We start from the raw sequence: 15189 nt of genomic DNA on the forward strand, positions 1-15189 counted from the left end.
GACACATGATGAATTTCCTAGTCAAGACGATCGCCAACGCGGGTGCCCTGGCAGTCGCCGTATGGCTGCTCGACAAGATCACCCTGACCGGTGACAGCACGGGCAAGAAGATCGGCACCCTGATCATCGTCGCGCTGATCTTCGGCCTGGTGAACTTCCTGGTCAAGCCGGTCGTCAAGCTCCTCAGCCTCCCGCTGCTGATCCTGACGCTCGGCCTGTTCACCCTGATCGTCAACGCGCTGATGCTGCTGCTCACCTCGTGGCTGGCCGACCAGCTCGACCTCAGCTTCCACGTGGAGGGCTTCTGGACGGCCGTCCTGGGCGGCCTGATCATCTCTGTCGTCTCCTGGGCGCTGAACGTCGTCCTGCCCGACAAGGACTGAGCGCGCATGACGTACCGCGTCTGCTTCGTCTGCACGGGCAACATCTGCCGTTCCCCGATGGCCGAGATCGTCTTCCGCGCGCGCGTGGCGGAGGCCGGTCTCGACGGCCTGGTCGAGGTCGACAGCGCCGGCACGGGCGGCTGGCACGAGGGCGACGGCGCCGACCCGCGCACGGTGGCCGTCCTGGCGGAGAACGGCTACGCCACCGGCCACACGGCCCGGCAGTTCCAGCCGTCGTGGTTCTCCCGCCTCGACCTGGTCGTCGCCCTCGACTCCGGCCACCTCAGGGCGCTGCGCCGCCTCGCTCCCACGGAACAGGACGCGCAGAAGGTGCGTCTGCTGCGTTCGTACGACCCCCCCGCAGGCGACGACCTCGACGTGCCGGACCCCTACTACGGAGGCGCCGAGGGCTTCGAGGAGTGCCTTGAGATGGTGGAGGCGGCGAGCGCCGGTCTGCTCGCCGCGGTGCGTGGGGACGTGGAGGGACAGGCGGCATGAGCGAATCCGCGACGGGCGACGCGCATCGGGTGACAGGCGACGCCGGTCCGGCGGCGGGTGCCGCGGGGCGGGTGCCGCGCGCCGTCGACCAGATGGCCGCGGATGCCGGTGACGGCACGCGCGCGGTGCGGGCCGGGCTGCCCGAGCCGGCCAAGTACGAGCCCACCCTGCCCGGCCCGGTGTTCGCCGCCCACTACCACCTGCCGGGCGAGCCCACCGGCCCCTACACATACGGCCGCGACGAGAACCCGACCTGGACGCTGCTGGAGCGCGCCGTCGGCCAGCTGGAGGCGCCCGGGCAGGACGGCGTCGAGACGCTCGTGTTCGCCTCCGGCATGGCCGCGACCTCGGCGGTGCTCTTCTCCCAGCTGCGCGCCGGGGACATATGCGTCCTGCCCGACGACGGCTACCAGGCGCTGCCCCTGGTGCGCGCCCAGCTGGAGGCGTACGGCATCGAGGTGCGCACCGCCCCCACCGGCGGCGACGCCCAGCTCGACGTCCTCGACGGCGCGAAGCTGCTGTGGATCGAGACCCCGTCGAACCCCGGGCTCGACGTGTGTGACATCAGGCGGCTCGCAGAGGCGGCACATACGCGTGGCGCCCTGGTGGCCGTGGACAACACCCTCGCGACACCGCTCGGCCAGCGCCCTCTGGAGCTCGGCGCCGACTTCGCGGTGGCCAGCGGCACCAAGCAGCTCACCGGTCACGGCGACATCCTCCTGGGCTACGTCGTCGGCCGGGATCCCGAGGCCATGGCCGCCGTACGCCGCTGGCGCAAGATCGTCGGTGCCGTTCCCGGGCCGATGGAGGCCTGGCTCGCGCACCGTTCCATCGCGACGCTCCAGATGCGGGTCGACCGGCAGAGCGCGACGGCCCTGGCGGTCGCCGAGGCGCTGCGCGAGCGGCCCGAGGTGACCGGGCTGCGCTATCCCGGGCTGCCGGGCGACCCCGCGCACAAGATCGCCGCGCAGCAGATGCGGCGCTTTGGGTGCGTGGTGTCGTTCACGCTGCCCACACGCGCGCGTGCCGACCGTTTTCTCGACGCCCTGCGGCTCGTGGACGACGCGACGAGCTTCGGCGGAGTGCGGTCCACGGCCGAACGGCGCGGACGCTGGGGCGGCGACGCGGTGCCGGAGGGCTTCATCCGCCTGTCGGTCGGCGCCGAGGATCCGGAGGACCTGGTGGCCGATGTGCTGCGGGCGCTGGACGCGTCGGCGGCCTGACCCTCCCCCACGGACGGTCCGAGCCTCCCCCCTCGTGGCTCGGACCGTCCCCCGGTTCCGCGCGCAAGAACCGCGCGACCAAGGCTAGTTGACTCTCTGTCAGTGTCCAATCACAGTAGCGACAGAGACCTATCGACTTATTTATAGTTGGGCGCGGTCGGGGGGCGGGAGCGGGGCCGAAGAGGGGAGAGCGGTGTGGATCTGGCCTTGCTGCGGACCTTCGTGACCGTGCACCGGGCCGGTTCCTTCACCCGCGCCGCCGCCCTGCTCGGCCTCTCCCAGCCGGCCGTCACCTCACAGATCCGCACGCTGGAACGGCAGCTGGGCCGCCCCCTGTTCCTGCGGCAGGCCCGCGGCGTGACCCCGACCAGCATCGGCGATGAACTCGCCCACAAGGCCGCACCGCATCTCGACGCCTTGGTGGAGATAACCGAGACCGGTCTCGACGACGACTCCTCCTTACGGACGCTGCACCTCGCCGGGCCTTTGGAGTTCACCGCGGAACGGGCCCTGCCCGCCCTCACGGAGCTGACCGGTGAGGACGGCCAGGGCTTCGCCTTGCGCGCTTCCTTCGGGAACGCCGAGGAAACGCTGGAAGGGCTTTCCGCCGGGCATCATGATCTGGCCATCAGCACGGCCCGTCCGCGCGGTGCCCTGCTCACGGCGACTGCGCTCTGCGACGAGGAGCACGTCCTGGTCGCCGCCCCGCGCTGGGCCGAACAGACCGGCGCCGGGCAGCCGGACCGCAAGCCGGAGCCGGCCCTGGAGCAGGTGCCCGTGGTGGAGGTGCACGAGTCGCTGCCCTTCGTCTCCCGCTACTGGGCCTCCGTCTTCGACTCGCGCCCGGCCGCTCCCGGCACCGTCGTCGCCCCCGACCTGCGTGCGGTCCTGGCGTGCGCGGTCGCGGGCGCGGGCTTGGCGGTGCTGCCCCGCTATCTGTGCGCGGAGGCGTTGGAGCGAGGTGACGTCGTCGCCCTGCACGAGCCTGCGGTGCCGCCGCTGCGTACGTACTTCCTGGTGGTGCGCACCGGGACGCTCGCGATGCCCCATATCGCGCGGGCCCACGAGTGGTTGCAGCGGGCGGCGGCCGACTGGTGCTGACGAGGCGCCCGAGGGCGGGTGCCAGGTTGCGCGGGCGCGGATGACGGCTGCCCGGACAGTGCCTCACTCTGAGAGCCCGTCCGGTGACGTTTCGCGATGTTTCACGTGGAACCAGCCGGGCCACATTTCACCCATGACCGTCCGACCTGTGGTCAAGCGCACCGCCCGTGCCGTTCTGCTGGATGGTGACGACCTGATCCTGATCAAGCGCACCAAGCCGGGCATGGATCCCTACTGGCTCACTCCCGGCGGCGGGGTCGAGCCCAGCGACTCGACCGTCGTCCACGCCCTGCACCGCGAGGTGTACGAGGAACTCGGCGCGAAGATCACCGACGTGGTGCCCTGCTTCGTGGACACCGTGGAGCACATCGGGGACGACGGCGGCGCGACCGGCGTGAAGGTGCAGCACTTCTTCGTCTGTCACCTGGAGTCCATGGACCCCTCCCTGCGCCACGGCCCCGAGGTGGACGAGCCCGTCGGCGAGTACGAGATCGTGCGCGTGCCCTTCACCCGGGTCGGAATCGCCTCCGTCCATCTCGTTCCGCTGTCGCTGCGGCACTACCTGGACGGCAACATCGAGGGCGTACGCGCCATGCACGCCCCCGACCTGGGCTGACACCGAGCGCGGATCAGGACCCGGTCGCGACCAGTTCCTCCACGGAGTCGTGCCGTATGCGCTCCGACGGAATGCCGATGTCCCGCAGGGCGTCCACACCGCTGCGGATCATCCCGGGCGGACCCGACAGGTAGGCGTCGTACTCGTGCCACGGCCCGTAGGCGCGTACCGCGTCCGGAAGCTGCTGGTGTGCCTGCTGGTCGATGATCGCGCGGACCGAGAGCCAGGGGTGGCTCTGCTGGAGGCGGAGCATGGTGTCGATGTCGTACAGGTCGTGGTCGGTGCGGGCCCCGTAGAAGACCTCGACCTGCCGGCGTTCGCCGTGCTCGGCGACGTCCTCGACCAGCGCCTTGATGGGGGCTATGCCGGTGCCGCCGCCCAGGCAGAGCAGTCCGCTGTCGGTGGTGTGGTCGACGGTCATGGAGCCGGCGGGCGGGCCGAGCCGGACGATGTCACCGGGGCGGGCGCGGTGCACCAGGGCGTTGGAGACCCAGCCCGCCGGGACGGCCTTCACGTGGAACGACAGCAGGCCGTCGGAGCGGGGCGCCGAGGCGAAGGAGTAGTGCCGCCATATCCGGGGCCACCAGGGGGTCTCCAGGCTCGTGTACTGCCCGGCGAGGAAGGGGTAGGGCTGGTCGGGGCGGACGGTGACGACCGCGACGTCCGGGGTCCTGAGGTCGTGCGTGACGATCTCGGCGTACCACCAGGCCGGGGCACGCAGTTCGTCGGCGGCCGCCGCGTCGATCATGATCTGGGAGATCGCGGTGTACGTCCGGACCCAGGCCGCCTCCATCTCCTGATCCCAGACCCCGGCGGCGTACTTGCTCAGCGCGCCGATCAGGCATTCGCCGACGGCCGGATAGTGCTCGGCCCGCGTTCCGTACTTCCGGTGGCCCCGGCCGAGGTTCTGCAGGTAGTCGACCAGGACATCGGTGTTGTCGATGTGCTCGGCGGCCGTGAGCAGCGCTCTGAGCAGCCGGTCCCGCTGGGTGTCCATCGCGGCCGGGAAGAGTGAGCGCAGGTCGGGGTGGCGGACGAAGAGCAGGGCGTAGAAGTACGAGGTGACCTTGTCGGCCACGGGCGCGACCTCTGCCATGGCGCGGCGAATGAGGATGGCGTCCGGTGACGCTTCCGCGGCCGGGGCGGGGGCGGCTGGTTCCGGGGGCGACACCGGTGCGGGCCGCTGGACGGGTACGCGCGGCTCGGCGGGAGGAGCCGTGGCGGCGGCGAAGGGCGCATGGGCCGGTGGGACCGTCGTGGGCGCGTGTCGTGGCGACGAGGCCGCGAGAGAAGGGGCGGAGGGTGCGGGAGAGGAGGTGAAGGGTGCCGGAGAGGGGGTGGAGGGTGCGGCTATGGGGCCGGGCGCGGGTATCGCGTCCGGGGATTCGCGCTCCTGGTCCGGCGCACCGGTGCTCGCGCCGTCTGGAGCGCCGTCTGTCGTCGAGGCGGGTGGAGCCACTGCGCCGTCTGCCGGTGCCGCCGGGTCGGCCGTCTGCCGGCCCACCGGGCGTATCACGGCCGGTCGACGGCCGTCCGGCGTCTCGGGCTCGTTACCCGGCGTCGGCGTCGGCTTGTTGCGGGGCGTGAACCAGCCGCTCCCGCCGCCAGAAGTGCCGTTGTCGGCCGACGTGGTGGTCGGAGCGTCCATGGTGTGCCTCGCCTCGAGCATCTTTCGGTCGGTCTGCGCACTTCCCCAGTCGGAAGGTGCCTGCTTTCCCCCGTGGACGGACTGCGTTCCCATCCGGTGTCGCGGCCAATGCGGCCACATTCAACCCGTGTTTCGGCTCTGTACGGACAAGTAAGACAAGAGTGTGACATTGACCGCAGTACTCTCACCTGAGCTTCCCACTCGCCTGGGCGGCTCGGTCGCATATCCGGAAACGCGGGTCTTCGATCTCTCCGTCCCATTAGGCTGCATTGCCCTGTACGCGGCCCACACAGAACGGGGCGCCCGCCCCGGACGTGAACCGGAGTCGACCCTACCGGCCACCGCTGTGCACACAAGTCCCCCCTTGCCCCGTCACGAATGAGGGCAGGGCGCGAATCATCGGTACCGTCAATAGCGGGCGACGGGCTTGTGTTTCACGTGAAACGTCCGGCGTCTGTCCGCGCTCTGTGCAGTCGGCTAAAACTAGCCAAAAGCTCGTATCTGTCCGGGGAAAGCGGTGGACGTCAGGGGCTCCGGTCGGACAGCCTGACCTGCGTGCCGACTCCTTCCCTTGCCTCCCTGCCCATCCGCCGTCTGACGCTCCGCGATCTCGCCGCCTGCGCCGACTTGTCCGAGGACCGGGGGTGGCTACGGGAGGAGCACAAGTGGGGCTTCCTCCTCACGGCCGGGAAGGGCTACGGCATCGACGACCCCGACGGCGGCCTCGTGAGCGCCTGTGTCGTCACCGAGTACGGACCGCCGGAGCGCCCCGCCCTCGCGGCGATCGGCATGGTCCTGGTCGCCGCACGGCACACCCGACAGGGCGTGGGACGCCGACTGATGCGCCACGTCGTCTCCGCGATGGGCACCACACCCCTCACCCTGCACGCGACACCGTACGGCCAACCCCTCTACGAGGAACTCGGCTTCAAGGTCACCGGGCGGGCAGAGATGGTGTGCGGGCGTTTCACTCCAGGCGGGCCGCAGCCGGCGGTCGCCACCCGTGCCGCGACCGCCGAGGACCTCACTGCGATCCTCCGGCTCGACGAGCAGGCGTTCGGGACCGACCGCACCCACATCATCACCCGACTGCCGGCCTTCGCCGACCAGCTGCGTGTGGCGGAGGAGGACGGGCGGATCATCGGGTACGCGGCCGCCTGGCCCAACATGGATACGCATGTCGTCGGCCCGCTCATCGCGCGTGACACGTCGGTGGCCCAAGCACTCATCGCCTCCCTCGCAGCCCACACCGACCGTCCCCTGCGCACCGACATCGACGTACGGCACACCGAGCTGCTCGCGTGGGCGAAGGAGCGAGGTCTGGTCTCCGTCGCCTTCAACTCGGTGATGTCGTACAGGATCACCGAGCTGCCCGGGGACTGGAGTCGTCGGTTCGCCCCGGTCACGGTCGCGGCGGGCTGAAGGGCCCTGATACGACGAACGCCGACTCCCCAGGGGTTCGGGGAACCGGCGTCGTCTCGCTGAAGGGGCCCGGTCAGGCGAGGGCCTCCACGGCGGCTGTGGCGAAGGCGTGGTCCTGCTCCGGCGCACCACCGCCGACACCGATCGCGCCGATCAGGCGGCCGTCGCGGTGCACCGGCACACCGCCGGCGATGAACAGCAGCGGCCGGTCGAGCGCGGTGGGCAGGGTGTGGAAGAGGCCTCCGGGCTGCACGGCGTCCACGAGGTCGGCGGTGGGCGCGTTCAGCTGGAGGCCGTGTAGGTCTTGCGGGTGCTGGTCTCGCCGGAGATCAGCACGGCACGGTCGTCACGCCGGAAGGCGAGCAGATGGCCGCCCGCGTCCAGGATGGTGACGCTCACGGTGACATCCGCGGCCTCGGCGGCACGCCGGGCGGCGGTGACGAGGACGTCGGCGTCGTGAGTGGTCAGTGGGGCGACCGCGGTGGTGGTGCTCATGAGGTGGTTCTCCTAGAAACGTGCAGGGTCGTGCTGGTCCGGGCCGGGGAAGAGGCAGTGAGCCTGGTCGGCCCGGTGGCTCAGTGGTGGACGGCGGTCCGCTGCTCGGTCGGCGCGGATTCCGTGACGACGGTGCTGGGGGCACCGGCACGGCGTTCGAGGGCGGCCGAGAGGAAGGCCAGGCCCAGGGCTCCCGCGGCCAGGGCGGCACCGACCCAGTTGGGGGCGGTGTAGCCGAAGCCCGCCGCGATCACGAGGCCGCCCAGCCAGGCGGACAGGGCGTTGCCGAGGTTGAAGGCGCCGATGTTCACGGCGGAGGCCAGCGTCGGCGCGCCGTGCGCCTGGTCGAGGACCCGCTTCTGGAGCGGCGGGACGCTGGCGAAGCCCAGGGCACCGATCAGGGCGATCGTGACGGCCGACAGCAGCTTGTTGTGCGCGGTGAGGGTGAACAGCGCCAGGACGACGGCCAGGGCGCCCAGGGAGACGTACAGCATGGGCATCAGGGCGCGGTCGGCGAACTTGCCGCCCACGAGGTTGCCGCCGACCATGCCGATGCCGAAGAGGACCAGCAGCCAGGTGACGGAGCCGTCGGCGAAGCCCGCGGTGTGGGTCATCATCGGAGCGATGTAGGTGATGGCCGCGAAGACGCCGCCGAAGCCGAGGACGGTCATCGCCATCGCGAGCAGCACCTGCACGTTCTTGAAGGCGGCGAGTTCGTGCCGCAGGCGCACCCCCTCAGGCTTGGGCATGTCGGGGACGAGCCGGGCGACACCGGCCAGGCCGATGACGCCGAGGGCGGCGACGATGCCGAAGGTCACCCGCCAGCCGACGGACTGCCCGACGAGCGTGCCCAGCGGGACGCCGACGACGTTGGCGACGGTCAGGCCGGTGAACATCATCGCTATGGCTCCGGCCTTCTTGTCCGGGGCGACGAGGTCGGCCGCGACGACCGAGCCGATACCGAAGAAGGCGCCGTGGGCCAGCGAGGCGACGACCCGGCCGATCAGCATGACGGCGAAGGCGGGAGCGAGTGCCGAGAGCAGGTTGCCGACGATGAACAGGCCCATCAGCAGCATCAGCATCCGCTTGCGGGAGACCTTGGTGCCCAGACCGGTCATCAGCGGGGCGCCGAACATGACACCGAGGGCATAGCCGGTCACCAGATATCCGGCGGTGGGAATGGAGACCCCGTAGTCGCCCGCGACCTCGGGCAGCAAGCCCATGATCACGAACTCGGTCGTTCCGATTCCGAAGGCCCCGATCGCGAGGGCCATAAGCGCGAGAGGCATGGAGGGGTACACCTTCCCAGACGATTGCAGGAGCGCTTTGCGTGCGCTGAACAATAGTTGCACACGCGGGCTACATGCAACAGCCGTCAATTGCGGGCCTGCTCTATCCTGGGTGTCAGCCGCTCCGGGACGGAGGAAACGCCAATGACAGCGACGGACCCCGCGCTCACCGCTCTCGCCCAGAGCTGGTGCGCCCTCTCCCTGCTGCACGGGAGGATCGAGGCCCACATCGAGCGCGCCCTACAGGCCAAGCACGATCTGAGCGCGCGCGAGTACTCCCTGCTCGACGTGCTGAGCCGGCAGCACGACGGGGACGGAGGGCATCTCCAGATGAAGCAGGTCGCCGACGCGGTCGTCCTCAGCCAGAGCGCCACCACGCGTCTGGTCACCCGGCTCGAGGACCGCGGACTCCTGGAGCGCTACCTCTGCCCCACCGACCGCCGGGGCATCTACACGAACGTCACCGAGGCGGGCCTCAAGCTGCTCGAAGAGGCACGGCCGACCAACGACACCGCCCTGCGCGGGGCCCTCGACGAGGCGGCGAAGAACCCCGAGCTGGCCCCGCTGGTCCGAGTCGTGGAGACGCTGAAGGCTCCGGTACCCGCGTAGGGGCCGCTCGCACCGGCAGTTCCTGCGTAAGGTCCGGCCGTTCCTGCGTACGGCCCGGCCGTTGCTGCGTAGGGTGCGGCCCATGGGAGATCTTGAGATACGCCCCGCGGCCGCCGACGACGTACCCGCGATCGTCGGCATGCTCGCGGACGACCCCTTGGGCGCACAGCGCGAGTCACCAGACGACCTGACCCCGTACTTGACCGCGCTGGAGCGGCTCAGCGCCGACCCGAACCAGCACTTGATCGTGGCGGTCCGGGAGGGCCGTGTCGTCGGCACGCTCCAGCTCTCGATCATTCCCGGGCTGTCCCGGCGCGGTGCGACCAGGTCGATCATCGAAGGCGTACGCGTCCATGCCGATGAGCGCGGCAGCGGCCTGGGGACACAACTCATCGAGTGGGCGATCGACGAATCCCGGCAGCAGGGCTGCCAGTTGGTCCAGCTGACCTCCGACACCACACGCACCGACGCCCACCGCTTCTACGAACGGCTCGGCTTCACGGCCTCCCACACGGGCTTCAAGCTCCCGTTGTGACCGACGTGGATGGGGCTCTGTTTCACGTGAAACAGAGCCCCATCCACGTCACCGTCTAACCGATCCCACGCCAACCCTCCGGGTCGACCCCACCCGGCACAGGAGCCCCTTGGTCGTACGGCTGACGCGTGAACACGAACGAACCGAGGTCCAGATGGCTCACGGATCCGTCCGGCCGCCGTACGGCCTTCAGCAGCTCTCCGGCGTAGTAACCCTCCAGGCCGGTCCAGGTGCCATCGCCGTTCGGGCGGAACCGCGAGCGTCGCCCGTTGCCGGACAGCGGCTCCAGCGAGGCGAGCCCGTCGGCCGTGAGCCGCAGGGCGAAGGCATACGTGCCCCAGTACCACTGCCCTGTCAGCTCCAGCATCGACGGGTCGACATCACGCAGTGGCTTCCACGGGGCGGGGATGCGCGGCTCCGCCTCGGCGACGATACGGACGAGATCGGCGGCGACGCCGGACACCAGCGGGCCCGAGGTGCAGTTGGCCAGCACGACCGCCGCCACGTCGTCCTCCACGCTGATGCTCACATTCGCCAGGAAGCCCGGCAGGGATCCGCTGTGCCCCACGAGCAGCCGGCCGTGCCGGCGCTGAATCTGCATGCCGAGGCCGTATGCGTCACCGGACATCACATCCGCGGCTTCCGCAGGCGCCGCCGGGGTCCGCATCTCCCGCAGGGACTCGGCGCTCAGCACCCTCTCGTCGCCCTTCACCAGGAAGGCCGCGAACCGGGCCAGATCTGCCGTGGTCGACCAGAGTTGACCAGCGGGTGCCATACGACCGAGGTCCTCGGCGGGCTCGGGCAGCAGCACGTCCGCCCAGGGGTGCACGGCCCAACCGCCCGCGTGCGGGGCCTGTGGTCGCACATCGGTCCGATCGAGCCCCAGCGGTTCGAGCACTTCACGCCGTAGTACCTCCTCCCAGGAGGTCCCCCGCAGCTCCTCCACGAGCGCGCCCAGCAACGTGTAGCCGGGGTTCGAGTAGTGATGCCGTCGGCCGACGGGGTGCAGGAGAGGCTGCTCACCGAGCACATCGGACAGATCCGGCCGCAGGGACCCGGGCGTGCGCTCCCACCACGGACCAGGCGACTCGGCCGCCAGCCCGCCCGTGTGCGCGAGCAGTTCGGCGATCGTGGCCTCCCCCGCGCCGGTACCCGGCACGTACTTCTCCAGTGGGTCACCAAGCCCAAGCAGTCCCTCGTCCCGCAGACGCATCACGAGAACGGCGGTGAAGGTCTTGGTGATCGAGCCGATGCGGTACTGGACGTGCTCGTCGGGCTCTTGCCCCTCCACCGATGTCCGGGCACCGTTCCACACCGCCCGCCCGTCCCGGACGACGGCCGCGACCAGCGACGGGGCCCGCCCCTGCGCCTGAGCCACGGCGATCCGGTGCAGCAGCGCACGACTCGTTGCGGGAAGCAGCTCTTCCTGAGGTGTCGTCATGGTCCAAGTCCACCTGGCCCGGCCCGGCGAGTCGACCTCATTTCGCCGCCGGCACCGCCTCAGGTCTGCGCCATGTCAACGAACCGCGAGTAGTGACCCTGGAAGGCGACCGTGATCGTCGCCGTCGGGCCGTTTCGGTGCTTGGCCACGATCAGGTCGGCCTCGCCCGCGCGCGGCGACTCCTTCTCGTAGGCGTCCTCACGGTGCAGCAGGATGACCATGTCGGCGTCCTGCTCGATGGAACCGGACTCACGCAGGTCGGAGACCATCGGCTTCTTGTCCGTGCGCTGCTCGGGACCACGGTTCAGCTGGGAGAGCGCGATGACCGGGATCTCCAGCTCCTTGGCCAGCAGCTTGAGGTTACGGGACATGTCCGAGACCTCCTGCTGGCGGCTCTCGGACCGCTTCGAACCACCGGACTGCATCAGCTGGAGGTAGTCGATGACCACCAGCCGGAGGTCGTTGCGCTGCTTGAGGCGGCGGCACTTGGCACGGATCTCCATCATCGACAGGTTCGGGGAGTCGTCGATGTAGAGCGGGGCCGCCGAGACGTCCGGCATCCGCCGGGCCAGGCGCGTCCAGTCCTCGTCCGTCATCGTGCCGGACCGCATGTGGTGCAGGGCGACCCGGGCCTCGGCGGACAGCAGACGCATCGCGATCTCGTTGCGCCCCATTTCGAGCGAGAAGATCACGCTCGGCAGGTTGTTCTTGATCGAGGCGGCCCGCGCGAAGTCCAGCGCGAGCGTCGACTTACCCATGGCGGGACGCGCGGCGATGACGATCATCTGGCCCGGGTGCAGCCCGTTGGTGAGCGAGTCGAAGTCCGTGAACCCCGTGGGTACACCGGTCATCTCGCCGCTGCGCGAGCCGATCGCCTCGATCTCGTCGAGCGCGCCCTCCATGATGTCGCCGAGCGGCAGATAGTCCTCGCTGGTGCGCTGCTCGGTGACCGCGTAGACCTCCGCCTGGGCGCGGTTGACGATCTCGTCGACGTCGTCGTCGGCCGCGTATCCCATCTGCGTGATGCGCGTACCCGCCTCGACCAGGCGGCGCAGCACGGCCCGCTCGTGGACGATCTCCGCGTAGTAGGCGGCGTTGGCGGCCGTGGGCACCGTCTGGACGAGGGTGTGCAGATACGAGGCCCCGCCGACCTTGTTGATCTCGCCGCGCTTGGTGAGTTCGGCGGCGATCGTGATGGGGTCGGCCGGCTCGCCCTTGGCGTAGACGTCGAGGACGGCCTGGTAGATCGTCTCGTGTGCGGGCTTGTAGAAGTCGTGGCCCTTGAGGATCTCGACGACGTCGGCGATGGCGTCCTTGGAGAGCAGCATGCCGCCGAGGACGGACTGCTCTGCCTCGATGTCCTGCGGTGGTACTCGCTCGAACGCCGGGCCGGCGTCGCCCTCCCATGCTCCGCTGTCCCGGCCGCGCTCGTGCTGCTCGTCGCGGCCCCGGGCTCCGTCGCCACGTCGGCGGGAGGCGGGCAGACGATCACTGGGACCGCTGTCGGCCCACGGGTCGTCCAAGGGCTCGGAAATGCTCACCGAGCCACCTCCTCCCGTCCGCCGCAGCAGACCTCGCCGTGCCCCTCTTTTCTACGGCACGGCACTGACAAATGAGACGCCCAACTCCGGTTAGCCAACGCCGGTTTTGTGCTGTTTTGAAAACCGGCGGACGGAGCGGGCGCCGGACCACGTTAGGCCTGTCGGCACCGTCAGCCAATCTGGTTATCCACAGGCCATGTGGACGACGGCCCAGATGCTGTGGAGAACTCCTCAAAACCTGTGCACGACCCGGTGGACAGGCCTGTGAACAAGCACCTAGCCGTTTCGAAGAGATGGCTCTGACCTGCGACTTTACCGTCCACCGGCTGTGCAGAAGAAAAACTTCCCCAACCGGCGCAAGATCGCTTCGAATGGTGCACAGCAGTGCGCACCGCTGGACGGAAGGTAAGGGGTGCAAAACCTTTGCATCTCTTACCTGTGGACGATTAGATTGGTGCACATGACACAGGCCCCCGCGCGCCGCCGAACCGGCCGGAGACAGCACGACCGAGAGATCGTCGCGTTGGCCGTGCCGGCCTTCGGTTCCCTCGTCGCCGAGCCACTCTTCCTCATGGCCGACACCGCCATCGTGGGCCATCTGGGCACAGCCCAACTCGCTGGCCTCGGCGTCGCCTCCGCCCTGCTGATGACCGCCGTCAGTGTCTTCGTCTTCCTCGCCTACGCCACGACAGCGGCGGTCGCCCGTCGCGTCGGCGCGGGTGATCTCCAGGCCGCCATCCGTCAGGGCATGGACGGCATCTGGCTGGCACTGCTCCTCGGCGCTGCCGTCGTCGCCGTCCTCCTGCCGACGGCATCCGCCGTCGTGGACCTCTTCGGCGCCTCGGATGCGGCGGCTCCCTTTGCGACCACGTACCTGCGCATCTCCGCGCTCGGCATACCGGCCATGCTCATCGTCCTCGCCGCCACCGGAGTGCTGCGCGGCCTCCAGGACACCAAGACCCCTCTCTACGTGGCCATCGCCGGCTTCGTCGCCAACGGCGCTCTCAACGCGGGGCTCGTCTACGGCGCCGACCTGGGGATCGCCGGCTCCGCCTGGGGCACCGTCATCGCCCAGTGGGGCATGGCCGTGGTCTATCTCGCGGTGGTTCTGCGCGGTGCGCGCAAGCACGGTGCCTCGCTTCGCCCGGACGCCGCCGGGATCAGGGCCTCCGCACAGGCCGGTGTACCCCTGCTGGTTCGCACTCTCTCCCTGCGGGCGATCCTGATGATCGCCACGGCGGTCGCCGCCCGTCTCGGGGATGCCGACATCGCCGCACACCAGATCATCCTGTCCCTGTGGAGCCTGCTCGCCTTCGCCCTCGACGCCATCGCCATCGCGGGACAGGCCATCATCGGGCGCTACCTCGGAGCCGGTGACGCACAAGGCGCCCGCGACGCATGCCGTCGCATGGTCGAATGGGGGATCGCCGTCGGAGTCGTCCTGGGCATTCTGGTCGTCATCACCCGCCCGGCGTTCCTGCCCCTGTTCACCAGTGACTCCGCGGTCAAGGACGTGGCGCTGCCCGCCCTGCTCATCGTCGCCCTCTCACAGCCGATCTCAGGCATCGTCTTCGTCCTGGACGGAGTCCTGATGGGCGCCGGCGACGGCCCCTATCTGGCATGGGCGATGCTGCTCACTCTGGCCGTCTTCACCCCGGTCGCTCTGCTGGTGCCGGTGCTGGGCGGCGGGCTCACCGCTCTCTGGGCCACCATGACGCTGATGATGACCGTGCGGATGCTGACGCTGTGGCTCCGGACCCGCTCGGGCCGCTGGGTCGTGACGGGCGCGACTCGCTGACCCGCGGACTTGGCCCTCACTGACTGTTTCACGTGAAACACGACGTTTCACCAACACGGTGTTTCACGTGAAACGGCGATGGGGTCGCACCCCGAAGGGTGCGACCCCATCGCTCACTGCCTCAGCGAGCGCGGCACTCAGGCCGCGACGACCTCGATGTTGACCTTGGCGGCAACCTCGGGGTGCAGACGCACGGACGTCTCGTGAGCGCCGAGCGTCTTGATCGGCGAGCCCAGCTCGATGCGGCGCTTGTCGACCTCGGGGCCACCGGAAGCCTTGATCGCGGAAGCGATGTCGGCCGGGGTGACGGAACCGAAGAGACGACCGGCGTCGCCGGAGCGGACAGCCAGGCGGACCTTGACGCCCTCGAGCTGGGCCTTCACCTGGTTGGCCTGCTCGATGGTCTGGATCTCGTGGATCTTGCGAGCACGACGGATCTGCTCGACGTCCTTCTCGCCACCCTTGGTCCAGCGGATAGCGAACTTCCGCGGGATCAGGTAGTTGCGAGCGTAACCGTCCTTGACGTCGACGACGTCGCCCGCGGCACCGAGGCCGGAGACCTCGTGGGTGAGGATGATCTTCATGTGTCG

At 69.7% G+C, this 15189-nt stretch carries 14 protein-coding genes and 1 pseudogene; 9 read left to right on the top strand and 6 right to left on the bottom strand.

Annotation, left to right across the window (positions count from 1 at the left end):
- The first annotated feature begins 5 nt into the window (after nt 1-5).
- From ACIBNA_RS08960 to ACIBNA_RS08980, 5 genes are all read left to right on the top strand, one after another.
- Complete coding sequence (locus tag ACIBNA_RS08960) at nt 6-383, top strand: phage holin family protein (RefSeq protein WP_399164548.1); 378 nt, start codon at nt 6-8, stop codon at nt 381-383.
- A gap of 6 nt (nt 384-389) precedes the next feature.
- Nucleotides 390-881, top strand: a complete 492-nt coding sequence (locus tag ACIBNA_RS08965) for a low molecular weight protein-tyrosine-phosphatase (protein ID WP_399164549.1) — start codon at nt 390-392, stop codon at nt 879-881.
- Nucleotides 878-2104, top strand: coding sequence for a cystathionine gamma-lyase (locus tag ACIBNA_RS08970; protein ID WP_399164550.1), 1227 nt, complete (start codon nt 878-880; stop codon nt 2102-2104). The genes ACIBNA_RS08965 and ACIBNA_RS08970 overlap by 4 nt, the downstream gene beginning before the upstream one ends.
- A gap of 195 nt (nt 2105-2299) precedes the next feature.
- Nucleotides 2300-3205, top strand: coding sequence for a LysR family transcriptional regulator (locus tag ACIBNA_RS08975; RefSeq protein ID WP_399164551.1), 906 nt, complete (start codon nt 2300-2302; stop codon nt 3203-3205).
- Nucleotides 3206-3338: 133 nt separating this feature from the next.
- Nucleotides 3339-3821 (top strand): NUDIX domain-containing protein, encoded by a 483-nt coding sequence (locus ACIBNA_RS08980; RefSeq protein ID WP_399164552.1) that lies wholly within the window; start codon nt 3339-3341, stop codon nt 3819-3821.
- Between the two features lie 13 nt (nt 3822-3834).
- Here ACIBNA_RS08980 and ACIBNA_RS08985 read toward each other — a convergent pair whose 3' ends face one another.
- Nucleotides 3835-5469, bottom strand: a complete 1635-nt coding sequence (locus ACIBNA_RS08985; RefSeq protein WP_399164553.1) for a globin domain-containing protein — start codon at nt 5467-5469, stop codon at nt 3835-3837.
- A gap of 555 nt (nt 5470-6024) precedes the next feature.
- Between ACIBNA_RS08985 and ACIBNA_RS08990 the strand changes: the two genes are divergently transcribed.
- Nucleotides 6025-6891, top strand: a complete 867-nt coding sequence (locus ACIBNA_RS08990) for a GNAT family N-acetyltransferase (protein ID WP_399164554.1) — start codon at nt 6025-6027, stop codon at nt 6889-6891.
- A gap of 73 nt (nt 6892-6964) precedes the next feature.
- Here ACIBNA_RS08990 and ACIBNA_RS08995 read toward each other — a convergent pair.
- A pseudogene (locus ACIBNA_RS08995) lies at nt 6965-7386 on the bottom strand (heme-binding protein).
- 80 nt (nt 7387-7466) lie between these two features.
- The gene (locus ACIBNA_RS09000; protein ID WP_399164555.1) at nt 7467-8675 is read right to left on the bottom strand and encodes an MFS transporter; all 1209 of its coding nucleotides are present in this window, start codon (nt 8673-8675) and stop codon (nt 7467-7469) included.
- A gap of 144 nt (nt 8676-8819) precedes the next feature.
- Here ACIBNA_RS09000 and ACIBNA_RS09005 point away from each other — a divergent pair, with 144 nt between their 5' ends.
- Together ACIBNA_RS09005 and ACIBNA_RS09010 are read left to right on the top strand one after the other, a co-directional pair.
- Nucleotides 8820-9284 carry a MarR family winged helix-turn-helix transcriptional regulator gene (locus ACIBNA_RS09005; protein ID WP_399164556.1) on the top strand — a complete coding sequence of 155 codons (465 nt, stop codon included), beginning with the start codon at nt 8820-8822 and terminating at the stop codon, nt 9282-9284.
- 82 nt (nt 9285-9366) lie between these two features.
- A complete protein-coding gene (locus ACIBNA_RS09010) occupies nt 9367-9819 on the top strand; it encodes a GNAT family N-acetyltransferase (RefSeq protein WP_399164557.1) in 453 nt (150 codons plus the stop codon).
- A 55-nt stretch (nt 9820-9874) separates the two neighbouring features.
- Here ACIBNA_RS09010 and ACIBNA_RS09015 read toward each other — a convergent pair whose 3' ends face one another.
- Both ACIBNA_RS09015 and dnaB read right to left on the bottom strand, forming a co-directional pair.
- Entirely contained in the window at nt 9875-11260 is a 1386-nt protein-coding gene (locus tag ACIBNA_RS09015) for a serine hydrolase domain-containing protein (protein ID WP_399164558.1), read from the bottom strand.
- A gap of 59 nt (nt 11261-11319) precedes the next feature.
- Nucleotides 11320-12801: a replicative DNA helicase gene (dnaB, locus tag ACIBNA_RS09020; RefSeq protein WP_399164559.1), complete on the bottom strand. Its 1482-nt coding sequence runs from the start codon at nt 12799-12801 to the stop codon at nt 11320-11322.
- A 460-nt stretch (nt 12802-13261) separates the two neighbouring features.
- Here dnaB and ACIBNA_RS09025 point away from each other — a divergent pair, with 460 nt between their 5' ends.
- A complete protein-coding gene (locus tag ACIBNA_RS09025; protein WP_399164560.1) occupies nt 13262-14599 on the top strand; it encodes an MATE family efflux transporter in 1338 nt (445 codons plus the stop codon).
- 137 nt (nt 14600-14736) lie between these two features.
- On the opposite strand, the gene rplI is transcribed toward ACIBNA_RS09025, so the two are convergent.
- Nucleotides 14737-15183, bottom strand: coding sequence for a 50S ribosomal protein L9 (rplI, locus tag ACIBNA_RS09030; protein ID WP_010032778.1), 447 nt, complete (start codon nt 15181-15183; stop codon nt 14737-14739).
- Nucleotides 15184-15189: the final 6 nt, after the last annotated feature.

Origin of the sequence: Streptomyces sp. NPDC050164, from assembly GCF_044459945.1 — a bacterium.
GTDB lineage: Bacteria > Actinomycetota > Actinomycetes > Streptomycetales > Streptomycetaceae > Streptomyces > Streptomyces coeruleorubidus_A.